This window comes from Armatimonadota bacterium, from assembly GCA_013359125.1.
Classification (GTDB): Bacteria; Armatimonadota; Fimbriimonadia; order Fimbriimonadales; family GBS-DC; genus JABWCR01.
The window spans coordinates 153,217-178,615 of the sequence record JABWCR010000002.1; the positions used below are offsets into that span (position 1 = coordinate 153,217).

Sequence of the window (25,399 nt, forward strand, 5' to 3'; positions counted from 1 at the left end):
CGGGTTACAATATCGCATGGCCGAACTCTGCCGCATAGGGTAGAATGACGCCAAGAATACGTATTCTAAAACCGAAAGGGGGCTTTTCATGAAGCGGTACATTCTCGTAATGGCGGCGGCTTGCGTCAGCATGGCCTCGGCCAACACCGATGGCGTAAACATCCCGGCCGACTTCGCCGCGGGCGATTTTGCCTATCAAAACACAGCGACAGGCTTTGGCGACAACTTCAACGAGCTCAATGGACTCTTCCTCCGAAGCAACCTAGGAACGATCTTTATGGGCGCTACGGCAAATCTGGAGCAGAACAACGGAAACCGAATCATTATCGCCATGGACACCAAGGCAGGCGGCGCGACTCAAATGCCCGGCTCGTTCGGATTCACATCCGGTCAAGGCCACCTCTTCTTCGGCGGAGGCTTCGCCGTCGATTACGTGCTCCACATGAACATCTTCAACGGCATCATGTACATTGACCTGTACGACGTTCAGGGCAATAACAATATGTACCTGGGCGGAACGCAGGTCAACGGCAGTGGCGGATGGGATCCCGGCCAGGGCGGGATGCAGCCCGGCTCTGCTGCATTCAACAACACCAATACTGCAGGCGTTGGCGGAGGCAATGGAATGGACGGCAATGCTCCAACGGCCACCACCGGCTTCGAAATCGAACTGCCCTGGAACTTGATGGGGCTGAACGAGAACGAACAGTTCTGCGCGATGGCCTATATTACCGGCGGCGATGGATTCTTTAGCAACCAGTTCGTACCGGGCATAGGCGGCGGAGACAACATCGGCCGCAACAACTACACGCAAAATAGCTACGTCTGCCACACGCTCGCGCCAGAGCCGGCATCGATGTTCGCATTGGGCATCGGCATGGGCGCTCTTGCGCTCAGACGCCGCCGGCGCTAAGTTTCGAAGCACGCCCTCCTTGCATCCGACGGCTGCCCCTAACCCAGGCAGCCGTCCTTGCATTTGGGTATACTCGCGGCGCAATGCAATCTACAAACCGCCTCGCTATCGGTCCGCACCCCCTAAAACAAAAATCGGGCAAGGCTAGGCAAGGCCAATATTACGACTGCGAGCGAGGTCGACCAACCTCTCTGAGCGAGGCCGCAAAAAGCCTGCTTCATTCAAAATTCGTCGTCATCGGCGAAAGCCACGACCACCCCGAACATCACCTGACACAAGCCGCCATCATCCGCGAACTCCATCGCCAAGGAGCCTCGGTGATCGTCGGAATGGAAATGTTCGACCGCACAAAACAGTTCGCGCTTGACGAATTTTCGCTGGGTCGCCTTAGCGACGAAGAGTTCGTCGAGCGGAGCGCCTGGAAAACCCAATGGGGCTTCGACTTCAACCTCTACAAACCGATCTTCGACGCGGTCCGCCAACATCGCTTGCGCCTGGTCGCGCTTAACGTGCCCAGAACCACGGTCTCAAAAGTAGGCAGGGAAGGGTGGGACTCCCTGACCGAAGACGAGCGTATGGGCATTCCCGATCCCGACCTGACCAATGGGGAACATAGGCAGCTCTTTACCGCGCTGATGGCTGGACATCCGCCGACCGGAGACAGAGGAGAGCGCATCTACTCGGCCCAAGTTCTGTGGGATACCGGCATGGCCGACAGTGCCCTTAAATACTGGGAGCGCACCCCCAAAACCGACCGCACGATCTTCGCGATCATCGCCGGCAACGGCCATGCCATGTACGGCTTGGGCATCAATCTCCGCCTGGCGATGCGCACTAACGAGAAGATTTCAACGGTAGTCTGCCTTGAAGCCGAAGGCGGCGGTCAGACGTTCCAACGCTCAATAGCAGATGTTGTCTACATCGCCGCTCCGCACGCGCGCTAAGACATCAGTTTTCGACGCCAATAACGGATGTAGCCCTGCACCCCCATCTGATAACTGGCCGCTACGTCGTACTCTTCCGGATCGATTCCCAACTCCTGCATTTCGCCGTGCACCGCCTGACGAACCCTCTCGACAATGGCCTCCTCGTCCTCCGTCTCGCTCATCAACGATTTGACCAGCGCCCCCCAATCGTGCAATCGCTTTTGAAGATCGGTCAGATGCCGCTCAACATCGTCAAATTGACCAAAATGGGTGAGATTCAGCCAACTCGGCCCAATCGCCCGAATCTTGGCCAAACTCGCGTCCCAATCTTCCAAATTCAATTCCGGCGGCGGCGTTGGCGGCCTTACATAGGCAAAGCCCGGCAATCGAACTCCGGCTATGTCTCCTGCGAACAGAGAACGACTGCCCAGATCGAGATAAGCATGATGATGCCGCGCATGGCCGGGCGTCTCAATTGCCCGAAGCCTTCTGCCTGCGCCCGCTATCTCATCCCCGTCCTGCACGATCACAACCCGACCCTCAGGCACAGGCGCAATCTCCCCCCACAGAAAATCCATCAAATCTCCATAGATCCTGCCCGCGCTTGCGATCAGTTTGGACGGATCGATCAAATGCTGCGCCCCAAAAGGATGAACATAGACCTTCGCCTTCGGCATTTCTCGCGCCAATACGCCGCACGCCCCCGAATGATCCAAGTGGATGTGAGTCGCAACAACGTGAGACACTTTATCCAAGGGAATCTGCAGCTCCGAAAGCGCCGCCGTTAGCGTAGAAACGCACGTCGATGGCCCCGTCTCGACGATCATCGCCTCATGGCCGTCATAGCAAACGTACGACCCAATGATCTGCTTGTGCCCGATAAACTCAAGATCGATCAAACTCCAGCCGTCGGCTAACCGCTCAATTTGCATCCGCCTATTATGAACCAACCCACAAACTCAAAAACCGGTCATTCCCTACAGCCCTTCTAACCCCGCGACATGGAAAAACGCCTAAGGCCATCATCCCACCGAGAGGAGCCATTCTATGAACGCGCGCAAGACAGAACGAGGCTTTACCCTTGTCGAAATCATGGTCGTCGTCTTCATTTTGGCGATCTTGCTTTCTATCGCCTTTCCCAGCTGGGTCAACGCCAGAACCCGATCGGCGGCCAAAAACTGCCAGCGAAATCTATCTAAGGTCTATCACGCCAAGGAGCAGTTCGCGATGGACTCGCAAAGAAACAACGGCGACCCCTGCACGGTAAACGACCTTGTTCCGACCTACCTAAAAGGCGCCTTGACCTGCCCGTCCGGCGGAACTTACACCGTCGGCACGATCGGTACCGTACCAACCTGCAGCCATGGAGGCGATCACATTGCGCCGTAGAACCGCCGGAATGAGCCTACTGGAGATCCTCATCTCCGTATTCTTGGTCGCGGTCTTCGCGCTGTCGATGGCCGCGCTCATGCCTGCGGCCGCAAGAATGCGGGCAAAGGCAGAGCATTACAACAAGGCGACGAACGTCGGTCAGATCATGCTCGAGCGCATCCGCACCCTAGATTACGCCCAGCTCACTTATACGCTGATGTATCAGCAGGGCTTGGTACAAAACCTCGTTACGCAAGAGTCGGCCCGATTCGTTGCCGGATTCAACGCCCTGTCGCTGCCAGGCGGGGTTACCGTAACGCTGAGCGACTACCTGCCCAGCGGCACGGGCACGATCGAAGTCATCAATGTCTCGAGCGACCTGCGCTCGATTATCGTTACAACGTCTTGGAGCGACCGAGGCATTACGCGAAACGTAACGCTCAGTACCATCGTCGCACGACTGAACTAAGCTGATCTAAGAACGCTCTGACAGGGGAGGGAGCGACATGAAGCAAAGACGCAACAAGGGATTCACGCTGTTCGAAAGCCTTCTCAGCTCGACGCTCATTGCGCTCGTTGTGGGCGGCATGGTCTATGCCCAAATGAACGTCATGCGCGCATGGCAAAACGGCATTCAAAAGGAACAGGCGCAGCGCCAGGGCCAGCGCGCCGTGCGCGAAATCAGAACGGCTCTGATGGAAGCCGCCATAGTCGAAGTGCTCGATAGCGGCAGAACGTTGCGATTCCGAATGCCGCAGCAAGATTCCAATGGCAACTATCTCGTGCCAGTGGTACCCGCCCCCGCGCAACAAGCGCGCGTCATCAGCGTCTCCTCAGGCGGCGACGTAACCTACGACGGTCGCAACATCCTGAGGGGCGTAACGCAAACCCGCTCGAACGGACAATCCTACGCAAACTTCACCCTGATCCCCGCAGGCGCCAACACTTCGGTCCTGCACGTTCGGTTCAACGTTAAACAGAGGGTGAGCACGCCCAACCAAAACTACGCCCAGTCCTGGATAGAAGAAACGATATTTTTGAGAAACCTGCAGTAAAGGAGGCTGATCAATGACCTCGCAAAAACATAGAATTGGAAACCGAAGAGGCATGGCGCTTATCGCTGTCATGGTGATGGGCGTCTCGATGGTTACGGTCAGCACGGGCTATCTAAACGTATCGACCAGCTCGATGCAAAACGCCGCCACCCGAATGCGCGAAGCCTCGATGAACAACTTGGCCGAAGCCGGGCTTGCCGCCACCGTCAACAACGTCTGGCGGTCGTTCAAGGCAAGCCAGCGGTTTACGAGCATCGATGCCGAACTGGCCGCTGTCTCTCCCAGCAATCCGCAACGCATCCAAACCGGCGCCTTCTCGGGCATCGGCGCCTACTCGGCCGGAATCGTCGGCTACGCTCAGCCCGATTCCTATAACCGGCACCTGACCGTGCGCGCTGTCGGCTGGGTCGACCGAAACCGCAATGGGCAACTGGACAATGACGAACCGCGCCGTACGGTCGATCAGACTGTAACCTTCTCGCTCAACCGCTCCGGCGTGTTCGACTACTCCTACTTTGTCAACAACTACGGCTGGATGTACGGATTCGACAACGAACAGCTCATCTGCAACGGAGACATGCGCGCCAACGGCGATTTCGAGTTCAGATATGGCACGCCGGTCATCAACGGCGGAGTTACTGCCGCCGAGAATAATAAGCTGATCCCTGCCGCTGCCGGCACGGTCAACGTCGCTCCGCGACAGTGGACCAACTCCTATTACGACACCCGAGCGACAAACTGGTCGAGGCAAGCCTACAACCCGTCCAAACATGGAACCTATGGCAGTTCGACCTTCTCCGATTGGCGCGACATCGTTTACCAAGACACCGCCTCTATGGTCGGGGGCCGCACCTTTGGCGCGGCGCTGTCGGATCGAAACGGAACGCGAACTTTTGGAGGCACGACCATCGATGCCGTGCCATCCCAAGAACTCACCTTGCCAGACCTGAACGACCTCGGCTATTACCAAGCGATGTCCCAGACGTATGTCGATACGAAGGCGACCTACCGAGACGGCACGGCCAACCCCTACTACGGCCAAGGAGCCTGGATAGAAGTCTGGAATCCCAGCACAAACGCGTACCAGCGGGTCTCGACCAACGGCGTTATCAGCGGCAGCATCGCCTTGGTGGGCTATGCAAGCAAGCCGATCAAGATTCACGGCCCGATCACGGTAACTCAGGACGTGGTCATCAGAGGCTACGTTCAAGGTCAAGGCGTCATCTACAGCGGCCGAAACACCCACGTCGTTGGCGACATCATCTACAAAAACGCCCCCGATTTTCGCGGCGCCAGCACTACGGCCGTCGATAACGCGAACGAGAAGAAGGACATCCTCGCGCTCGCCGCTCGCGGCAGCGTCATGATGGGCAACACGAGGCAGTTCCGCAGCCCCTATCCGCTCGATTACATGCGACCGCCGTTTACCAAACCGCGATACGACGACAACGGCAATCTCATCCCCGCCTTCGATGCGCTCGAAGTGGACGCTGCAGGCAGACAGCGATATCGGTCTACCTATGGCCCGAACGACCAGTCCGAGATCGAACGACTGAGCATCAACATCGACATCGACCAGAACGGATCGATCAGCGCAGACGAGCGCGGGATCTCTCGCGTGGACTCCATCCTCTTTACCAACTTCGTCGGCGGAGGGAACCTGGCCACGGACGGCCTCGGCTTCACCCTCAACGGCAGCATCATCTGCAAGGACGAAGCCATGGTGCTCTGGAGCCTTCCGATGCGATTCAACTACGATTCGCGCATTCGAGAGCGCGAACTCAATAGCTCGCCCCTGATCGACATCAACTTGCCCAGGACGCCCGGACTGCTAAAAGTCGTCTACCAATCTCGCCAATACCGCTGGTTCGACCATTAGGAGATCGTTATGAATAAACTGCTCAGCCTATTGATAGTCGTTGGATGCCTCTCCGCCCATGCGATGGCCATCGGCTTGGAGCCAAACGATGGGAAGCCGCCTAGCTGGTGGAAAGATTGGGAAGGCAAAGCCCCCACCACGGCCGATCCGAGCGTCGCGCAGACCATGGGCGAGGTTCCAGACGTCATCCACGAATCGCGCCTCTCGCAAACTAAGAGCGACCACCCGGACAAACTGGAAATCGTCCCGTCCGGAAAGAGCGGGGAAGACCTGCCCGACGTGGACGGCGCCCAAGCCCTCAAAGCCGTCGAGGACGAAAAGCAAGCCAAGAAAAACGCCCACTGGAAGACGCTTGGACTATTCGGAAGCATCCTAACAGCCGTCGCGCTGCTGATAACCGGCGCCTTCCGATGGATGAGCGCCAATGCGCCCGAACCGCCGGGCCGAGCCAGATAGCAAAACGGGCGGAGCGACTCTCGCTCCGCCCGATATCGATTAGAAGCGGAAGCTCGCCAGAACCGAGGCGCCGTTGTGCTCCTCGCCGGTGCCGGTCGCGCCGTTGTACTGCACAATGATCGTGATCGGCGTCGTGCCGGCCGAGACGTTGTAACCAACGCCGGCCTGCCATGCAAAGCCGTTCTTGCGATCCCCGTTCAGCCTCTTGGAAAAAGCAACGCCCGCGCCCACCTGATAGAACCAGTTTTCGTTCATGGCGCCGTGGTAGCAAAGCAACACAGGCACGCTGTAGATGTCGTTGGTGCCGTAATAGGCGACGCTAACGCCATATTCGCCAACATAGCCCTGCATCGCTTCAGTCTCGCCTAACATCCACTCTACACCAACATGAAGCCAGGCGTCCGCTTCCTGACGAGAGACGTCCTTGCTGGGAAAGAACGCGCCCAAATTCACCCTAAACTGCGGGTCGCCATCCTGTGCCAATGTATCCGAATGGGCCGCGATAGGGAGAAATGCGCTCGCAACCAGCAGAGCCGCCGCAAAAGCCAACATCCTCTTAAACATTCGACTTTACCTCCTTGTAGCAGAACCTTCTCTGCGCGGCAATTATACCTTAAGGACGGACGAGCAAGAATTCCGTTGCTACCCCTTGCAATTTGCCGAACAGAAGAGGTATAGTAACCATGGAACAGCCGAGGCCTCTTGATCGTCTAAGCATTGGACGAACGGGCCGAGCGCCGTTCATTCCAATAAGTCAATCCCACCAAATGCATTTGATGCAGATCGAGCAACTTTGAACCGAGTCTGCCCGCTTCAGTCCTTTTGTATCGCCTCAAACCCTAAAACAGGCCGACAAGTTCAATGAACAGCAAGCAGCAAGGAAAAACATGAGAAAGAGACCTGGCCACCACGGCGCAGCAACGATGGAACCCGATCCCGGCGCGCGCCGACCTGTAAACCCGAACGAGCCGAGCTTCGCCAGCCTGAACGCGCTCCCCAGCGACGAAATTCTGGCGCTGGCGGCCAAAACCGGTGTCCCCACCGACCTGAGCGACAAGAGCGAGATTATCTATCGCCTGCTGTCCGCCCAAAGCGTCGATTCCGGCACCGAGTACACCTGGGGCATTCTAGAGATCATGCCGGACGGATGGGGCTTCCTCCGTAGGCATCCAAATTGGAACCCATCGCCGGAAGACGTCTACGTCAGCCAGTCGCAGATCAAACGATTCGGCCTGAGAACCGGCGATCTCGTTTTCGGCGCGGCAAGACCCCCCAAAGACGGCGAGAAGTACTACGGCCTGCTAAGGGTCGAAGCCATCGAAGGCATCGAAGCCGAGAAGATGCGCAATCGCCGCGACTTTGATCAGCTCACGCCGCTCTTTCCAATAGAGAGATTCAAGATGGAGACCAATCCCGACAACGTCGCCGGCCGCATAATCGATATCGTGGCCCCGATAGGGAAGGGACAACGGGCGCTCATCGTCGCTCCGCCAAAAGCGGGCAAAACGACCCTGCTGCAGGTAACGGCCAACAGCATCACGGCCAACCATCCCGATGTCGTGCTCATCGTCCTCTTGGTCGACGAAAGACCCGAAGAGGTTACCGAAATGCGCCGCTCCGTCAAAGGCACCGTCATCAGTTCCACCTTCGACGAGCCGCCGGAAAACCACATGCGCGTATCCGATCTGACCCTGGAACGGGCAAAACGCTTGGTCGAAGTCGGCAAGGACGTCGTGATACTGCTGGACAGCCTGACGCGCTTTGGCCGAGCCTCCAACCTGACCACGACGCCCAGCGGACGCACGCTCTCGGGCGGGCTCGATCCTTCCGCGCTCTACCGACCCAAGCGCTTCTTCGGCGCCGCGCGCAACATCGAAGAAGGCGGCAGCCTGACCGTCATCGCAACCGGACTGATCGAAACCGGCTCCCGAATGGACGAGATGATCTTCGAAGAGTTCAAAGGCACAGGCAATATGGAACTGGTGCTCAGCCGCGAACTGGCCGACCGCCGAATCTATCCCGCCATCGATGTCAAACGCAGCGGCACGCGGCACGAGGAGCGGCTGTACGATTCGGAATCGCTCAAGGGAATCTGGCAACTTCGCCGACTTTTGGCGAACCAGGACGACCCTGTACAAGCCACCGAACAACTCATCCGGCTTCTGCAGCGCACCAAATCGAACGACGAGTTCATCCAAGAAGTCGTAGAACGCACACGCTCGATGTAGCGTACGGAGACTATCCATGTCAGAGCGCGAATGGGACGAAGAAGGGAAGTTTGATCCCGAAGACCTCAAGATTCCCAGCCAAGACGAACTGATGTCAATGCCCTTCTTGCCGGACGAGGGCGAGACGGGCGAAGGCGCCGAAGTGCCAGAAATGGAGGACGAAAAGCGATTCTCCTCCGGCAAAGAGGTCGAAGTCAAAGTCGTCGGCGTCTTCGAACACGCAGAGCCGGCAGGCGCGCCCCATACCTTCGTCGTCCTGCGCGACCACAAAGGCCGACAAGTGCCCATCTCTATCGGTCGCACCGAAGCCTACGCCATCTCGCTCGGCCTCAGCGGCGAAGCCTCCGAGCGCCCGCTGACGCACGACCTTCTGCGCAACATCTTGGAGCGGTTAGACGTCAACATCGACCGCATCGTCGTGGACGACCTGTGGCGAGATACGTTCTACGCGAAGATCTATCTCGTCGTCGAGGGCGAAGAAATCGAAATCGATTCCCGCCCCAGCGACGCCATAGCCCTGGCCATCCGCTTCCGATGCCCGATCTATATGTCGGACGATGTGATCGCCTCGATACAGCGCTCCTCCAATCCCGAGTAGATAACATAATGCATCTTATCGGACACCCTGAGTAAGACGAAGCGCGATGCTGTTCTACCTGCTCGCGCCCTTCTTCAAACTCCTCTTCGGTATCGGCTTTCGCTTTCCGCTCCTCTGCTGGATCGTCATCAAGAACCGGCAGCGCGTCCCAAAGAGTGGCGGACTGCTCGTCATTGCCAACCACATCAGCATCGCCGACCCGCCGCTCCTTTGGTATGCACTGCCGCGCTACGCTTGGTGGGTCGGTCGCCACGACATCCAGAATATTCCTTTCGTCTCCACGATTGCGCGAATAGGGCGCATGATCCCGGTCAAACAACGGCAAGCCGACCGAAAAGCGCTGATGGACTCGGCAGCGCAGATCGAAGCAGGCAGCGCCGTCGTTATCTTCCCAGAAGGAGAGGTCAGTCCTAACGGCAAAATTCAACCCTTTCTGCCGGGAGTTTCTCTTATCGTCCGCAAGACTCGCTGCCGCGTCCTGCCGGTCGGCCTCCTTAACACCGATCGGATTGCTCCTCACGGAAAACTTTTCCCGCGGCCCGGCTTCTGCCGCCTTATCGTTCGATTTGGCGAGCCGATCTGTTTTGACGACATCTTGGACGCGCCGGACGCCTCAGAGCAGATAGTCAAGAGGATGCAGGACGCCGTTGCCGAACTGACCGGCCAAGCGATCGATGATTCGCATTAGTCCAAGCCTGATTCTCCTTCTTGTCTGGGCGGTTTTTCATGGTCGGCTCTTCTTGGGCGAACTCTATTGGGGCGACATCGGCATCTATTTCTATCCGCTCTACAAGGTCATCGCCGAACACCTTCACAGCGGCCGCCTGCCGGCATGGGATCCTTATCTATCACAGCCGATCATCGGCAACCCTCAAGCCAGCGTCTTCTATCCGACCTCTCTGTTGCTCTGGCTCTTTCCTATCGAGCGAGCGCTTTCGATTTCAACGGCGCTCCATCTGCTGCTGACGGGCTTTGGGATGCTTTGTCTTCTGCAACGATTAGTGGGCGATCGGTGGGCGGCCCTGCTGGGCGCTTGCGCCTGGATGGGCTGCACGGCTTTGATCGCTCGAGCCCAGTTCCCGCCCATGTTGGCCTCTCTCTGTTGGATGCCTTGGTGCGCCTTCGGCGTGCTGGTCTGTGCAGGCGAGAGACCAACAAAGGGGGCATTGATCTTTGGCGCAGCCTTCGCCATGGCTATCTTGGCGGCCCATCCGCAAGCCGCCTACCTGACGGGCATCGCCTCGCTCCTCTGCGCTCTCGTCTGGCTAAAAGAGAAGAAAGCCTGGTCGGCATTCGCACTGGGAACTGTCTTGGCCATTGGCCTCAGCGCGATCTACTGGCTCCCAATGGCGCTCAACCTGCCCGAAATCGCCCGCAACGACCTCTCCTTGGCCAAAGCCAATCGCTTTCGCGCTGACTTCCTGCAACTCCTCAACCCATGGCTCCCATGGCTGTACGGACACCCAGGCGCCGAATACCGAGGTCCCGGCAACTATTGGGAAACCGCTTGCTTCGTAGGCCTCGCGCCCGGTCTGTTGGCGTTTTGGGCCGGCAAAAAACGATGGGCGCTTTTCCTTTTCGTCGCGCTCTGCCTCTGGATCAGCCTGGGACGGGCCGGCGGCCTTTTCTCAATCCTCTACTACGCTTTGCCCGGCCTCAAATATTTTCACGATCCCGCGCGATTCATGATCCTCGCCGCATTCTTCCTGACGATCCTAAGCGCCTATGGATGGACCAACCGTCCAAAAGTCGCCCCTGCATGGTTGCTCTGGATCGCTTTCATCATCCCTCAAACAATCGTAATCTGGGCCGCGATGCCCCTCCAACCTCTCGGCGCATGGCAAAAAGCGCTCGCAACGGTCGAGCCCGCCCTCGAAAACCCTGGCTACAGCCCGTGGAAAGAGCACATCAGCTACCGTCGATACAACAATCGGCCAAACGCCATCGCCGAACTGATAGAAACCGGCGTGCCTAACACGCCAGCCATCTACCGCCGCAAAATCGACGAGCCTTACGAGCCCGCGCCCCAAAAAGCCTGGAAAGACAAATCCCGACCGCCGCATCCCGGATTCGCCCCTTCGGGCGAGTTTCGACCGCCGGGCCTCACAATCGCCGCCTGGATAACTCTTTTCAGCCTACTGGTCGCGCTTTACGCCTGGCGCAAAGCCTGATCCAAATCCTCGATCAGGTCGTCCGCATGCTCCAACCCGACAGAAAGCCGCACCAAATTCGGCGTCAAACCGCGCGCTGCCTTCTCTTCGTCGCTCATCGAACTGTGCGACATCGAGTTCGGATAGCCGATCAAGGATTCGACCCCGCCCAGGCTCGAGCCCAACTGAAATATTTTGGTCGACTCGGCAAACCGTTTGGTCGCTTCGTAACCGCCCTTAACCTTGACCGACACCATCCCGCTAAACCCGCGCATTTGGCTTTTTGCCAGCTCGTAGTTGGGCGAGTCGCTGAAGCCGGGATAGTAAGTCGCCTCCACCTTCGGATGCTCGCGCAAAAACGCGGCGACCGCAGCCCCGTTCCGCTCGTGCTCGCGCATCCTCACGCTCAGCGTCCTCATGCCGCGCAACAGCAGAAAGCAATCAAAAGCAGACGGAACAGCGCCGCCGACGGCTTGTTGATCCCACAGCGGATCAAAAAGATCCTGCCGATTAAATGCCACCGCGCCGCCGATCAAATCGCTATGCCCTCCCAAATACTTAGTAGCGCTGTGCACCACAATGTCAACCCCTAAGTCCAAGGGATTCTGAAAATAGGGCGATGCAAAGGTGTTGTCGACAGCGACCAGGGCTCCGTGCCGATGTCCGACCTCGGCCAGCGCGGCCAAATCCAGCACCTGGTTTAGCGGGTTGGTCGGACTCTCTAGCCACAGTAGCTTTGTGTTCGGTCTAAAAGCAGCCGTAGCGTCCTCTATCGTCTCGCAGGGCGCATAGGTCGTCTCGATCCCCCGTTGCTTGCCAAACAGGTTGAACAACGAGTGGGTGCCGGCATAGAGGTCTTGCACACAGACGATGTGATCGCCCGGAGACAATAATCCCAAAACCGCCGTAGAAGCCGCCATGCCCGAGGAAAACAAAAAACAGAACTGGCCGTTCTCTAACGACGCCAAGCACGCCTCCGCCGCGGCGCGAGTCGGATTGGCCACCCGAGAGTAGCCGTATCCATCGGTCTGCTCGATCGATTTTCGCTTAAAAGTCGACGACACGTGTATCGGCTGCACGATGGCGCCGGTCGCTGGATCAGGATCCTGCCCAACCCGGATCGCCTTGGTTTCAAATCGCAATGGGCCCTCCAACATTTACCAGTTTGCAATTATACCGCCGGTCTTTACCCTTGCCATCTCGCCCGCCGACGCCAATAATCAAGAAGAATCCCATAGGAGACGCCCTATCCATGATCACTGCGCTGGTAGTTGACGATGAACCGATGTTGACCGACCTGGTCAAGAGCGTCCTAGAAGACGCCGGTTGCACGGTGCACTGCGCGGCCAACGGCGTCGAGGCGCTCCAAATAATGGCTCAAGGCCCGGTGGACATTCTGTTGACCGACGTTCACATGCCGCAGATGAGCGGATTTGAGCTCATCAACCGCGTCCGAAGCCAGCATCCCAATGTCGTCATCGTTGTTATGGACAGTTACCCGGATAGTTTTACCGATTCGTTCTCAATGGAGGGCGTGCGCCAGATCGTCTCAAAACCGTTCGAACTGGAGACGATCCGTCAAGTCGTACTAGAAATGCCGCAAGGAAGCTGGCAGAAAGCCGCTTAAGGAGGACGCTATGCGATACGTCGCTTGCTTCATCTTTGCTCTCGCCTGTCTTGTCGCCTACTCTCAAAGAACCAGCCACGGCGCCGAACTTCTCTTTGCCGACCCCAAGCAAGAGAGTTCCACAGCCACCCGAACCAGCCGCAAGATCAACGAATCCTTCACGACCGTCCGAATTATCTCTCGACAAGAGATTCGTCTGAGCGGCGCGCTGACCGCTCAAGAAGCGATTGAGCGAACGATCCCAGACATTGAGGGAATCGAAGGCGCCGTTTCTCGCTACGTCTCCAGCCGTGGCGCCAACGCAGCGGTCGAGTTCAACGAGCGAACCCTGATGCTCCTGGACGGCTGCCCGCTCAACTCGGCCTCGATCGGACATGTGATGCTAGCGGGCATCCCCATCCATCACATCGATCGCATAGAAGTTGCGTTTGGTCCAGGCTCTGCCGTTTATGGCCCCAATGCTTTCGCCGGCGTTATCAACATTGTAACCCGTACGCCCGAACAAATCGAGCGCGAGGCTTCGGGCGGATTTGCATCGCGGGACGGCGCCACCGCGCACTTGAGCATGCTGATGCCGTTCGCCAACGGCAGCTTGATGGCCGGCGGGTCGTTCTTCCGCGATCCGGGCAGCAACCGAGTTCTGAACAACGACACCAAAAGCAACGATTTTCACTTCGTCGCCCGATCGAAACACGGCAACAGCAACTGGACCGGACGGTACCAATACTTTAATATCGACCGCGGCAGCATCGGCACCGGCGCGGTCTTCGCTACGCCTAACGACCGTATGAGCCAGGTCATCCATGCCGTTCAATTGGGGCACGAAGCGCCCATGGGCGGTTGGACCGCTTCCACGCGCTTTCAAGGGTTGGTGTCCGATCTCGATCTGCTGCGCGAGCTTCCTCCCGGAAGCAACGTCTCGTTCTTAAGCCGAACGCACAGCTTCATCGGCGTTCTGGAACAGCTCTTTCAACGAAACACCCAGAATGCCCACATCACAGCCGGAATCGAAGGCCGTCTAATGAGAGCGTCTGGCGGAGTCTTGCCGGACCGAACCAATACGAACGTTGCCGCGTTCATCCAGTCAGAGTATCGATGGGGCTCGCTTCAGCCCGTATTGGGCGTGCGATTCGACTCCCACTCGATCTATGGCGGCGAATGGAGCCCGCGGGCCGGACTTGTTTTCAACGCTGGCCAAGGCACGTTCTTCCGATCCTCTTATGGCCGCTCGTTCAGAGCTCCCAACGCGAGCGAACTCTATAACCAGGGCTTCCCGATCTATACCATGCACCCGCAGTTCGGCCTGATCCAGCTCAACGTCTTTGGAAACATCGACCTAAGGCCAGAAATCATGGATGCGTTCGAGATCGGTTTCAATCACCAATCCAAGGACGGCTGGCACATCGATGTCGCGGCTTTTCAAAACGAAATGCGCGACCTGATCGATCTCACCGTGCGCTTCGACCCGAACAATCCCGACCCGACCAACTTCACCTATAGCAACCTCGGAAGGGTTCGAGTTCAGGGCGCTGCTGCGACGGTCTCCCGCTATATCGGATCGGGCATTGACGCAAGTTTGGGCTGGTCCAGAGCGATCGTTAAAGACATCGGGAATAACAGCGGCTACGGCAATTCCTCGCCCGATAGGGCCATCGCGCGCATCGCTTATCGAGGCGCCGGTCCGATCCATGGCCAGTTCACAGCCATCTTTCCGAGCGTCGCCGTCGGATCGGGAACTATCAGCGGTGTAGTTGCCCACCTCAACCTCGTCTGTAAAGTCGATCGACAGCACGAACTGAATTTCCGAATCGACAACCTGTTCAACACGGCGAACATGATCGGCCCAGGCGTTTCAGGCGGCAGCCGGTCGCTCATGCTTCGGTTGGTGAGCCACTGGTGATCGATACGTCCATGCATCGCATTGCGACTGTCATCTTGCTCTTGGGCGCGGCGGCGGGCTTCGGCCTGCGGTCCGCGCCCAAGAGCATCGTACAAGCCCTGATTCTAAAAAGCGGCGACGATGAAATCTACTCCATCGCCGAAAAGGCGCTCTCGCGCCGCCTGGCCGAACTGGGCTTTCGCGACAAGGTAAACGTTCGCTTGATCGGCTACACGCTCCAGCGCAACAACAACGATGCCGCTGCGATCAATCGCGCAAAGCCTGATGTTGTGCTGGCTATGGGCACCGATGCCGCGCTTGCGGCCAAGAACGCAGAAACGACCGCTCCGATGGTTTTCGCAATGGTGCTCGACCCCGTGGCTCTTGGCCTGGTCGAATCGATCGAGAAGCCCAATAGAAACGCGACCGGCGTCTCCCTGCAGGCGCCGCCCTTTAGACAGTTCCAGCTCCTTAGGGACATTCTGCCAGAAGCCAAAAAAATCGGAGCCCTCTACAACCCTAACGACGCCACGTCCGCTCGTCTCATCGAAGCCGGTCGCCAGGACGCCGCAAAGCTAGGCTTCGAGCTAGTCTCTGCGACCGCCGAATCCAATGTCCAAGAGAGCTTATCCAAGTTGGGCGAGGTCGATGCTTTTTGGCTGATTCCAGACGTTACGGTCGCCGCCCCGACGCCCTATGCGGCAATCTTGGCCTGGTGCGACAAGATCAAAGCGCCGATTCTAGCGTTTGCCGAGACGTTTGTCAGACGAGGAAGCCTCTGCGCCATCGGCGTCCAGTTCGAAGACCAAGGCGCGCTCGCGGCCAAACAGTTGGCGCGCGTTCTTTCGGGCGAATCGCCTGCCGAACTGCCCGTGCTCAGACCGGAGAGGTTTCACGTCAGTTTTAACCTCAAGTCCGCTAAATCGCTCGGCGTCGCCATCCCCTCTTCCCTGCTCGATTTGGCCGATGAGGTCATAAAATGAAACTTCGCGGCCGATTGGTCGTTCGGCTGATCGCGCTGTACGGTCTCATGGCCATTCTGCCGTGCCTGATCGGCCTGGGTCTGCTCACTTACTATCTGCGCGAGCGCGTCCTCTCTGCCAATTTCAGCCTAAGGCAAGAGACCCTCCGATCGATAAAAGAGGGCAACAAGAAAGCGCTCCAGTCGTCCTCCAGCGCGGCATCGTCGCTAGTCGGCGGTCTCTCCTCAAGGCAGCGCGCGATCATCTCGCAAAACCTCGAGTCATTTCGCAAGCGGCAACAGCAGGATCTTGACGCTCAGCTGAGCAAGATCGCCACGTCGTTGGGCCAGCAATCGGTGCGAACGGGACAACAGACGGCAGAGATCGTCCGTAAGAGCCATCAAGACGCAGTGGACAAGAGCCTCGCTCTTTACCAAAAGGCCAGTCAAACCGTCTCTAACGAGGCGGCCTCGATCGCGAGAACGAGCGTCAGCGCCTTGGTAGGCGAACGCTTCGCAGACGCAGCCAAGTCCATGACCGACCAGTGCGACCTGCTACAGCGAAACTATCTGGCGATGCTCGCTCTGGTCTCGAAGCAGCACGCGGTTATCAAAGCCGATCCGCTCGAAAGTCGATGGATTCTCGAAAACCTGCGAAACCGAGAACCCCTCTTCCGCGCTCTCGCGCTCGTCGGGCCAGACTGGCAGCCGATCGCCAAAGCCGCCGAAGATTCCGATTGGATCGACAAGGCGATCGAGAGCGCCAAACCCCTTGCAAACGAGATTGGCCAAGCGGAAATCTCGTCCGAAGTGGTCCGAATCGAAGGACAAGCCTATCCGTGGCTGCCCGCGCTCGCGCCCGTCAAGTCCCAAGGCGAACTCGTCGGTTATGTCGCCGCGCTTATCGACATCGAGAATATTGTGAACTCGGTCGTAGAGTTCCGATCCGGCTCGACGGGCTCAGCGCTGCTATTTGACAACCATGGCAACCTCCTGGCAGGGTCTCGCCATGCCTCCGACAGTTCGTTATCGATCGATGTCTGGAAACGCTTGTCCAGCACGCTCGAATCCAGCTCGCGCTACTATGAGGAAATAGAGCTGAACGATGACAACAAGTGGCTCGTCTCGGGAGCCAAGATTCCGGGAGTAGAATGGACGCTGGTCAAACTCCAGCGCAGCGACGAAGCGTTCAAAGCGGTCTCGCAACTGACCGATAAGATCGCCGCGCACTCCTCTAGCGCCACGGCCTCGATGAAGACCGCAATTCTGTCCGAATCCCGCAAGGCCGCCAATAGCGTTGTTTCTGCGACCAATCGCAACGCGACCGCAGTGTCCAGCGCGCTCGACCGACTCTCCAAGCAAGCCATCAGAGAAGCGGCCATCGCAGCCAACGTCATCGCCGACCGTCAGATGGCTCAGACTTCTGGCCAAATTTCAAAGATTGGGCAAGCAGCCAGCGCGCAAATTGCAAAGGAACTGGCCGTCGCTCAGGCAGCATCCGAATCCGATCTTGAGCGCTCTTTCGGCGCGACCACCGAAAAGAGCCTCGACTCCCTGACCGAACGAACTCGCTCCACCATCGGCCTCGTGCTTCTCATCGTCGCCCTGCTGGGTACGATCGGCTCCCTAATCATAGCAAAAACCGTCGTCGCGCCTATCCGTAGCCTCCAAGTAGCCCTCAAAAAGATCGAACAAGGCGACCTTTCTGCCCGCATCAGCGTCAGTGCTAACGACGAGATCGGAGCGCTCTCAACGCGGTTCAACGAGATGGCCGAAACGCTCGACAAGAGCCAAAGAGAACTGACCACTGCACAGTCGCACCTGGTCCAGTCGGCAAAACTGGCCTCGCTCGGAACCTTGGCCTCCGGCGTCGCACACGAACTCAACCAGCCCCTCGCCATTATCCGCGCTATCGCCCAACAACACGCCAGCGCCGCGCCAGACCCCGATGCGCTGCACCAAGACCTTAAGATGATCGAAACCCAAACCGGTCGGATGATGAAGATCATCTCCCACCTGCGCACCTTTGCCCGAAAATCAGGCGATGAGTTCGATCCAGTCTCCGTCAACGAGGTTTTTCAGAACGCGCTCGTGCTGCTGCGAGAACAGTTCAATTCTCGAGGCATCCGCATCGTCGAAGCGTATTGCGACGACGCCCCGCCGATAATGGGCGACGCAAACTCGCTAGAACAAATCGCGATCAACCTGCTCACCAACGCCCGCGACGCCGTCGAGAATGAGGCCGACGCAGTCATCAAGATTATTACTAGCGTCGAGGACGGCTTCGTTCTGGCTGTGGTCGAGGACAATGGGCCGGGCGTCCCGGACGACGTCGTGCCGCAGCTCTTTGACCCATTCTTCACCACCAAAGACCCGGGCAAAGGCACCGGTCTCGGCCTGCCCATCTCGGCCGAAATCGCACAGAAGCACAAGGGAACGCTCACTTACGAGCCTGCATCAGGACAAGGCGCAAAATTCGCGCTGCGCCTACCTATAATTGAATCTCGGGCCGATGCGGCCTGAACAGCAGGGAGGACGACAATGGACGCGACCATCAGCAAGGTACTGGTAGTAGACGACGAAGAAGGCCTTCGCTATGTGCTGCAACGACAACTGAAGTCAGCCGGCTTCGATGTCGATACCGCGAGCGATGGACAGGAAGCCGTCGAAAAGATGCGCGAGACCCATTACCATGTCGTCGTTAGCGATATGAAAATGCCCAGGCTGGACGGCATGGGCGTCCTGGCCGCCGCAAAAGAAATCTCGCCCGAAACAGACGTCATCATCCTTACCGGACACGGCTCGCTCGAAAACGCAGTCGCGGCCTTTAAAGCCGGCAATCTCTTCGAATACTTGCTAAAACCGCTGGACGACATCGCCGTCCTTTCGACCCTCGTCTCCCGCGCTATCGAACAGCAACAGCTCCGAGCCAAGAACCAGCAGCTCTACGACGAACTCCAGCAAGCCTACATCGACCTCAAATCCAAGTCCGAACAACTCATCCAAGTCGAAAAAATGTCGGCCATCGGACAACTGGCCGCAGGCGTAGCGCACGAGCTGAACAATCCCATGACCGCCGTATTGGGCTTCACCGAGTTCCTGCACGAAAAATTGGTGAACAAAGACCTGTCGGAACTGACAGAGCAAGAAACCGAACGCATTCGCTCGGCCATGAAAAACATCGTCATGGGCGCCCACCGCTGCCGAGACATCGTCCAAAGCCTGTTGCGCTTCTCGCGTTCGACCCAAAAAGGCTGCTTCTCCGAGGTCGATCTGAAAACCGTGTTGAAAGACACCTTCGTCTTCACCGAGCACATGCTCCTTCGTCATGGCATCTCGCTCGTCAGCGAATTCGACGAGTCCGACATCCAGATTCAAGGCAACTCTGGACGATTGCAGCAAGTCTTCACCAACCTCATTCTGAACGCGCAACAGGCCACGCCCGACGGCGGACAAGTAACCGTGCGATGCCGCCGCACCGACGCCACAGCGGTCATAGAGGTGAGCGACTCGGGCTGTGGCATCCCGCCCGACAAGATCGACCGCATTTTCGAACCCTTCTACACCACTAAGGACGAAGGCCAAGGCACCGGGCTCGGACTCTCGATCGCCAAACAGATCGTCGAGGAGCACGGCGGCACAATCTCAGCCACCAGCCCCCCCGGCCAAGGCGCGACCTTCGCCGTATCCCTGCCCTGCGCAGCTCCTGAAGCGGCTATGCGCTTGAGCGAAAGCAGCGCCGCATAAGCGCCGCCGGCTCGGGAGGGCGCTCGCTCTCCCGAAAGGCTCTTTGGGGGCCAACACCACCGGGAGGGCGAGCGTCCCCGCGAGCCAAAGCCCCTCTCCCCAGGTATAATCCTGCCGTCCCTGCGGCGCGCGTGATGCCTAAGGTGGTTCGAACCGACGCTTTTAACGAGCCGGAGCCCAACGGTATGCGATAGTGGCAGCCCCTAGTGGGAATCGCGAGGCGCAGCCTAAGGCTCCAACCATGAATATGGGGTTCGCGACCCCGGCGGCACACGGCGTTGCGGGGACTATGCCCGCGAAGCCCCAATTCCCGCGCTAATCGCCATCGGTGATGGCATCCGACTCCGAATCCACTCCTCGCACAGCCGAATCGGGTACAGCATCCGATCGAACCGAGCGTCCGGATGGCTGGTCGGCCTCGTCTCGTTCAGCAGCCATGCCGATATCTCGTCCGCCAATCCGTCCTCATATCGGGGAGCCTCCACGCGAATCAAGCCATAAAGAGGCGAGGCGTCCGCCGGTTCGTGCAACCGCAAATACCACGTAAAAACCGCTCCGCCAATGCTAAAAACGCTGGTGCGCTGCCCGCGCTTCAGCCCAAACACCTTTGCCTGATCAGCGCCTTCGAAAAACTGCGCCCGGTGCGATTTCGCGATGCCGATTACGCGCGAATCGGCCTGGAATTGAACCTGCTCCCTCAATGCGCCATCGATCGCTAGCCAACCGTCGTGCCCCCGCTCCAACCATCGGTGCGCCAAGGCTCTCTCCAAGCGCTCCCGCTGGTTCGATATCGCCGTTTGAGCGCAACGAGCCAGATCGCCCCACGCCGCCGCCGTCGCTCCCGTGTCCCTAACATCGATTCCGACCGACCGCATCTCATCCAAAGGCGTCAGCTCGAGAGGAGCATAGAGCGCCTCGTCATAATCAAAGTAACCGTCGCAAGGCCCCGCCTCCCTGCCCTGCCGCTCTAGGATGATCGCCCCGACAAAACCATACACGATGGGAGCCGAAACCTCCCCCTTCCTATAAGCGACTGTGCGCTGGCGCTGCGTCCCGTCCAAAAAGTAGCGCAACCCAGAGCCAGAACGACTGGGCACATCGCGCTGAACGAGCGCAGAATCCTCGACTATTTTCGCCCTCAAGTCGATAACGGTCTCATCGCTCTCGACAGGCCGCTCGATGTCTGTAACATGCCGCGCCGCCGCATAGCCCGGCGGCGACTGGCGCAAAAACCGACCCAGAGCGCTAATAACTTCACTCATCCAAAAGCGCCCGCACCTCTTTAACAAGTTTGGCCGCGGTGAACGGCTTGGTCAAAAATGCAGCGCCTGGTCCGGCGCGTTCGGTCTCCAACTCTGGCTGATCCAAATACCCCGATATCAACAGCCGCTTTAATCCTGGACGTTCCTTTAGCATCTCGGCAGCCAACTCGCCTCCGCTTATTCCTGGCATGACGACATCGCTGATCAGCAGGTCGATGGTTCCCTCGTGCGTCCGATGAATCTCTAGCGCCCGAGTGCCGTTCTCCGCTTCCAAAACATGATAGCCTTGGGTCTTCAACGCCCTAGCGGCAATATCGCGCACCATTGGCTCGTCCTCTACCAGCAAGATCGTCTCAGCACCAATGCCTGCCCCGCCCTCGACCGCTTCGGGGCTCTTGGCAAGCGGTTGCTTCTCCAACGGCAAATAGACACTGAACGTCGTGCCCGAGCCTTTCTCGCTCTGAATCTCGATCCGCCCCTTGCAACGCTGAACAATGCCGTAAACCGTGGGAAGCCCCATGCCCGTGCGAGATGACGATTCCTTGGTCGTGTAAAAAGGCTCGAACAGTCGCTGCATCGCTTCAGGCTCGATCCCTACGCCGGTGTCTTTAACCGTAAGCACAACGAACTGACCCTTTGGCGCCCGTTCCACAGATATGGTCAATACGCCGCCGTTCGGCATGGCGTCCGAGGCGTTGATAGCCAAATTGAGAATGAGCTGATGAAGCTGCCCAGGCTCGGCCTTGACGATCTTCTGCCTCTTGGGAAGATTTATTCTCAACTCAATGTTATCGCTGATCAGCCTTCGGATGATGTCCGAAATGTCTTCCACAACACGACCAAGGTCGTGATAGCCGATCGCCCCTTCTTGACGCCGCGCAAACGCCCACAATTGAGCCGTGATCTCGGCGGCTCGCTGGCTGGCGTTTCTGATCTTGTCAAGCCAAACGACGGTCCGGTCGTCCGGCGGCGCCTCGGCCTTGGCGACGTCCACATATCCAAGAATCGCTGTCAAGATATTGTTGAAGTCGTGCGCGATGCCGCCCGCCAATCGCCCGATCCCCTCTAACTTTTGCGCGCGCGTCAACTGCTCCTGGGTCGCCCGCTCTTCGGTCAGGTCGTCCAGCGTTCCCACAAAACCCTGAATCTCGCCCGCCTCGCCCCAAACAATGGCGGAGTGGGCCGACAAAGTTCGAATCTCGCCGTCGAGCCGAACGGCGCGAAACTCTGTGGACAGTTCCGCGTTCTCTTCGCCCATCGACTGCCATTCCGCTCGCATCCTCTCAATGTCGTTTGAATGGACGACCTTCATCCAGCCTAGGCCAAGACACTCCTCCGGAGCAAGGCCCAAAATCTTCGAAAAGCGGTTGTTGGCATAGAGGCAATGCCCGCGCCTATCCTGAAGAAAAATCCCTAAAGGCGCCGATTCGCTGAGAGTCCGAAACCGTGCCTCGCTCTCCGCCAATGTGTCCAATGCGGCTCGCTTGGCCGTAATGTCTTCGATCACCGCGACGATCGAGGACGGGGCGCCCGATGCGTCCGTCAATAGCGAGGCCGAGATATCGGCCCAAATCGTCCGGCCGTCCTTCCGAACGCAACGACGCTCCCGCTGCTGAACGTCGACCCCCGTCCGTACAAAGCTGACAAAGTTCTCAAGGTGAAGAGGACGCTCTTCCGGATGGACCAGATCGAACACCTTTAGACCGATCGCTTCCTCCTGGTCGTACCCAAACGTCCGACAAATCGCGGAGTTGGCCTCCAACACCGTGCCGTCAAGGTCCACCAGCGCCATCCCCACAGCCGCATTCTGAAATAGCCGCCGAAACCGCTCTTCGCTATCGCGAAGACGGCCCTCGGTCCGCTTGAGAGCCAGCAGAGTCGCAATCGAGAGCGCGTACTGCTCCAGCAACTCCAGATCGTTCGACGCAATGGGCCGCTTCGAAAGCAGATTGTCTATGCAGAGCACGCCAACGACCGTCTCCCCGTCCCACAAAGCCGCCTGCGCGTGTTCGCCAACGCCCACAACATGGCCCTTGTGGTCACGAAGCTCGTAATCGGCCAAATGAACGACGCTTTGGCGATACTCTAAAATCGGCTTAATGAAGCTCTCTCGATTGGCGCGAACGATCAAGCCCGACTCGTCTCTCACTACTCCGGCCTCGTCAATCCCGAAGGTGCCAAGCAACAACCCGGGTTCGCGCCCATGAAGCCAAATGCTGATGCGATCGAAGCCGAGTTTGCCTCGACCCAACTCGACCGCCGCCCGGCAAAGGTCGGAAGGAGATGCGCTCTTCGACAGAAGGCGCGCGACTTCGGCCAGGGCTCTCATCGAGACCTGCGATCGAGGATCGGCCTCCCCGTTGGGCAGCGTCACGGCTGCGCGGATATAATCTTTCCGCATTCCAACTAAACTATTCGCCCCAAACGCCTGCGACTCCTACCAATCGGCTAAAGCTTGGCGATCTCGTCGTTCCACATAGCCGCCAACTTCGCTGCCTGCGCATCGTAAGCCGCCTTGTCCGCCCAGGTCGACCGAGGATCCAACGCCTCGTCCGGTACGCCCGGACAATGCGCCGGGCAGTGCAGCCCGAACACCGGATCCGTCCGATACTCGACCTCGCTTAGCTTGCCTTCCAGCACGGCCGTAATCATCGCTCGAGTATAGGCAATGTTGATTCGCTTGCCGATGCCGTACGGACCGCCCTGCCATCCCGTATTGATCAGCCACACCTGCGAGCGATGCGTGTCCAACTTCTCTCCCAACAACTGCGCGTATCGCTTGGGAGGCAACGGCAAAAACGGAGCGCCAAAGCACGAGCTGAACGTCGCGGTCGGCTCCGTAACGCCCGTCTCGGTGCCCGCAACCTTGGCCGTGTAGCCCAACAAAAACTGCGTCATCGCTTGCTCCGTCGTCAGGCGACTGATAGGCGGCAAAGCGCCGAACGCATCGCACGTCAAAAAGAATACGTTCTTGGGATGACCCCCAATGCTCGGCTCGACCGCGCCGTTGACAAAGTGAAGCGGATAGGCCGCGCGCGTGTTCTCCGTGATCGATTGGTCGTCAAAATCAAGCGCCCGGGTATCGGCATCCGCTACGACGTTCTCTAAGACCGTGCCAAACCGAATCGCCCCATAAATGTCCGGCTCGCTCTCCTGGCGCAGACGGATGCACTTGGCATAGCAGCCGCCCTCAAAGTTAAAAATGCCATGCTCGCTCCAACCGTGCTCGTCGTCCCCGATCAAACGGCGAGCAGGATCGGCAGAAAGCGACGTCTTGCCCGTGCCGCTCAACCCAAAAAAGAGCGCCGTATCCCCATTCTCTCCAATATTGGCCGAACAGTGCATCGGAGCCAGACCCTTCTGAGGCAACAGATAGTTCATGATCGTAAAAACCGACTTCTTCATCTCGCCCGCATATTGCGTGCCGCCGATCAGTACGATCCGACGCTCAAAGTTCACCAGCACAAACGTCTCGGTGCGCGTGCCGTCCCGCTCTGGATCCGCCTTAAAATCGGGCGCCGAAAGCACCAGAAAATCCGGCTTGTGCCGCGCCAGCCGATCCCCGTCCAATCGCAGAAACAACTGACGGGCGAACAGATTGTGCCAGGCGTATTGATTGACCACGCGAACGGGCAACTGATGATCCAAATCGGCCCCCGCCGCACAATCCTGCACATAAAGCGGCTTATCCGACAGAAACTCGCAGACCCGGTCGTACAATCGATCAAACTTGTCAGGCTCAATCGCCTGATTGACCGCGCCCCACCAAATCTGATCTTCCGATTCGGGCGACCGAACCACAAACTTATCCTTGGGAGACCGACCCGTATGCCGCCCGGTGCGAACAACCAGCGCCCCGTTGTCGGCCAAGAAACCCTCGTTGCGCTGAAGGGCGTGTTCCGTAAGGACGGGGGCTGTCAGATTCCAATAGACTGTGGCCGAGGTTCTTATTCCGTGGGTATCGAGACCGTGTTGACTGATATGATTGCCGACTTGGCTCATAGGGGCTCCTCCGTGGGCGATTGGCGCTGGGCATGCTCGCGTCCTGCGCCTGCTAAGAAGCCTTGACCATCGAAGGAGCGAGCCACGGGGCGCCTTTGCCGCCGCGACGCATTGCTTTTGGCCAATATGATACCTTGCGCTCAAGTGCCGCTTGCTCTAGTGCCGCTTGCTCTAGTGCCGCATGCTCTAGTGCCGCTTGCCCTAGTGCCGCTTGCCCTAGTGCCGCTTGCCCTAGTGCCGCTTGCCCTAGTGCCGCTTGCCCTAGTGCCGCTTGCCCTAGTGCCGCTTGCTCTAGTGCCGCTTGCCCTAGTGCCGCTTGCCCTAGTGCCGCTTGCTCTAGTGCCG

The 25,399-nt window shown here is 58.4% G+C and carries 22 protein-coding genes and 1 other RNA gene; 17 read left to right on the top strand and 6 right to left on the bottom strand.

What is annotated here, in order from left to right:
- The first annotated feature begins 88 nt into the window (after positions 1-88).
- Together HUU60_02035 and HUU60_02040 are read left to right on the top strand one after the other, a co-directional pair.
- On the top strand, positions 89-913 hold the full coding sequence (locus tag HUU60_02035; protein ID NUL81486.1) for a PEP-CTERM sorting domain-containing protein: 825 nt from the start codon (positions 89-91) through the stop codon (positions 911-913).
- 83 nt (positions 914-996) lie between these two features.
- Positions 997-1,857, top strand: a complete 861-nt coding sequence (locus HUU60_02040; protein NUL81487.1) for a ChaN family lipoprotein — start codon at positions 997-999, stop codon at positions 1,855-1,857.
- Here the strand turns inward: HUU60_02040 and HUU60_02045 are convergent.
- Positions 1,854-2,771, bottom strand: coding sequence for an MBL fold metallo-hydrolase (locus HUU60_02045; GenBank protein NUL81488.1), 918 nt, complete (start codon positions 2,769-2,771; stop codon positions 1,854-1,856). The genes HUU60_02040 and HUU60_02045 overlap by 4 nt on opposite strands.
- A 115-nt stretch (positions 2,772-2,886) precedes the next feature.
- Here HUU60_02045 and HUU60_02050 point away from each other — a divergent pair, with 115 nt between their 5' ends.
- The 5 genes from HUU60_02050 to HUU60_02070 are packed head-to-tail and all read left to right on the top strand — an operon-like array spanning position 2,887 to position 6,600.
- Positions 2,887-3,228: a prepilin-type N-terminal cleavage/methylation domain-containing protein gene (locus tag HUU60_02050; protein ID NUL81489.1), complete on the top strand. Its 342-nt coding sequence runs from the start codon at positions 2,887-2,889 to the stop codon at positions 3,226-3,228.
- Positions 3,229-3,238: 10 nt separating this feature from the next.
- The gene (locus HUU60_02055; protein NUL81490.1) at positions 3,239-3,679 is read left to right on the top strand and encodes a hypothetical protein; all 441 of its coding nucleotides are present in this window, start codon (positions 3,239-3,241) and stop codon (positions 3,677-3,679) included.
- 37 nt (positions 3,680-3,716) lie between these two features.
- Entirely contained in the window at positions 3,717-4,265 is a 549-nt protein-coding gene (locus tag HUU60_02060) for a type II secretion system protein (GenBank protein ID NUL81491.1), read from the top strand.
- Positions 4,266-4,278: 13 nt separating this feature from the next.
- Positions 4,279-6,144, top strand: a complete 1,866-nt coding sequence (locus HUU60_02065) for a hypothetical protein (GenBank protein ID NUL81492.1) — start codon at positions 4,279-4,281, stop codon at positions 6,142-6,144.
- 9 nt (positions 6,145-6,153) lie between these two features.
- Complete coding sequence (locus tag HUU60_02070; GenBank protein NUL81493.1) at positions 6,154-6,600, top strand: hypothetical protein; 447 nt, start codon at positions 6,154-6,156, stop codon at positions 6,598-6,600.
- Positions 6,601-6,639: 39 nt separating this feature from the next.
- On the opposite strand, the gene HUU60_02075 is transcribed toward HUU60_02070, so the two are convergent.
- Positions 6,640-7,164, bottom strand: coding sequence for a hypothetical protein (locus HUU60_02075; protein ID NUL81494.1), 525 nt, complete (start codon positions 7,162-7,164; stop codon positions 6,640-6,642).
- A gap of 359 nt (positions 7,165-7,523) precedes the next feature.
- Between HUU60_02075 and rho the strand changes: the two genes are divergently transcribed.
- From rho to HUU60_02095, 4 genes are read left to right on the top strand one after another with little or no spacing between them, the layout of a single operon-like run.
- Positions 7,524-8,828, top strand: a complete 1,305-nt coding sequence (rho, locus tag HUU60_02080) for a transcription termination factor Rho (GenBank protein ID NUL81495.1) — start codon at positions 7,524-7,526, stop codon at positions 8,826-8,828.
- 16 nt (positions 8,829-8,844) lie between these two features.
- Positions 8,845-9,426 (top strand): bifunctional nuclease family protein, encoded by a 582-nt coding sequence (locus tag HUU60_02085; protein NUL81496.1) that lies wholly within the window; start codon positions 8,845-8,847, stop codon positions 9,424-9,426.
- Positions 9,427-9,472: 46 nt separating this feature from the next.
- Positions 9,473-10,114 carry a 1-acyl-sn-glycerol-3-phosphate acyltransferase gene (locus tag HUU60_02090; protein ID NUL81497.1) on the top strand — a complete coding sequence of 214 codons (642 nt, stop codon included), beginning with the start codon at positions 9,473-9,475 and terminating at the stop codon, positions 10,112-10,114.
- On the top strand, positions 10,101-11,597 hold the full coding sequence (locus tag HUU60_02095) for a hypothetical protein (GenBank protein ID NUL81498.1): 1,497 nt from the start codon (positions 10,101-10,103) through the stop codon (positions 11,595-11,597). Before HUU60_02090 ends, HUU60_02095 begins: the two co-directional genes overlap by 14 nt.
- Here the strand turns inward: HUU60_02095 and HUU60_02100 are convergent.
- The gene (locus HUU60_02100) at positions 11,576-12,718 is read right to left on the bottom strand and encodes a PLP-dependent transferase (protein NUL81499.1); all 1,143 of its coding nucleotides are present in this window, start codon (positions 12,716-12,718) and stop codon (positions 11,576-11,578) included. The genes HUU60_02095 and HUU60_02100 overlap by 22 nt on opposite strands.
- Positions 12,719-12,828: 110 nt before the next feature.
- Here HUU60_02100 and HUU60_02105 point away from each other — a divergent pair, with 110 nt between their 5' ends.
- The 6 genes from HUU60_02105 to ssrS all read left to right on the top strand — a co-directional run bounded on the left by HUU60_02105 (position 12,829) and on the right by ssrS (position 20,081).
- Positions 12,829-13,203, top strand: coding sequence for a response regulator (locus HUU60_02105; protein NUL81500.1), 375 nt, complete (start codon positions 12,829-12,831; stop codon positions 13,201-13,203).
- Positions 13,204-13,213: 10 nt separating this feature from the next.
- Positions 13,214-15,103, top strand: a complete 1,890-nt coding sequence (locus HUU60_02110; GenBank protein ID NUL81501.1) for a TonB-dependent receptor — start codon at positions 13,214-13,216, stop codon at positions 15,101-15,103.
- Positions 15,100-16,065, top strand: coding sequence for an ABC transporter substrate-binding protein (locus tag HUU60_02115; protein NUL81502.1), 966 nt, complete (start codon positions 15,100-15,102; stop codon positions 16,063-16,065). The genes HUU60_02110 and HUU60_02115 overlap by 4 nt, the downstream gene beginning before the upstream one ends.
- Positions 16,062-18,566, top strand: coding sequence for a HAMP domain-containing protein (locus tag HUU60_02120; protein NUL81503.1), 2,505 nt, complete (start codon positions 16,062-16,064; stop codon positions 18,564-18,566). Before HUU60_02115 ends, HUU60_02120 begins: the two co-directional genes overlap by 4 nt.
- A gap of 18 nt (positions 18,567-18,584) precedes the next feature.
- On the top strand, positions 18,585-19,790 hold the full coding sequence (locus HUU60_02125; GenBank protein ID NUL81504.1) for a hybrid sensor histidine kinase/response regulator: 1,206 nt from the start codon (positions 18,585-18,587) through the stop codon (positions 19,788-19,790).
- 114 nt (positions 19,791-19,904) lie between these two features.
- A non-coding RNA gene (gene ssrS / locus HUU60_02130) (6S RNA) lies at positions 19,905-20,081 on the top strand.
- Here the strand turns inward: ssrS and HUU60_02135 are convergent.
- The 3 genes from HUU60_02135 to pckA are packed head-to-tail and all read right to left on the bottom strand — an operon-like array spanning position 20,078 to position 25,054.
- Complete coding sequence (locus HUU60_02135; GenBank protein NUL81505.1) at positions 20,078-21,052, bottom strand: hypothetical protein; 975 nt, start codon at positions 21,050-21,052, stop codon at positions 20,078-20,080. The two genes, ssrS and HUU60_02135, sit on opposite strands and share 4 nt — an antisense overlap.
- Positions 21,045-23,453: a PAS domain S-box protein gene (locus tag HUU60_02140; GenBank protein ID NUL81506.1), complete on the bottom strand. Its 2,409-nt coding sequence runs from the start codon at positions 23,451-23,453 to the stop codon at positions 21,045-21,047. The genes HUU60_02135 and HUU60_02140 overlap by 8 nt, the downstream gene beginning before the upstream one ends.
- Before the next feature lie 47 nt (positions 23,454-23,500).
- Positions 23,501-25,054: a phosphoenolpyruvate carboxykinase (ATP) gene (pckA, locus tag HUU60_02145; GenBank protein NUL81507.1), complete on the bottom strand. Its 1,554-nt coding sequence runs from the start codon at positions 25,052-25,054 to the stop codon at positions 23,501-23,503.
- Positions 25,055-25,399 lie beyond the last annotated feature (345 nt).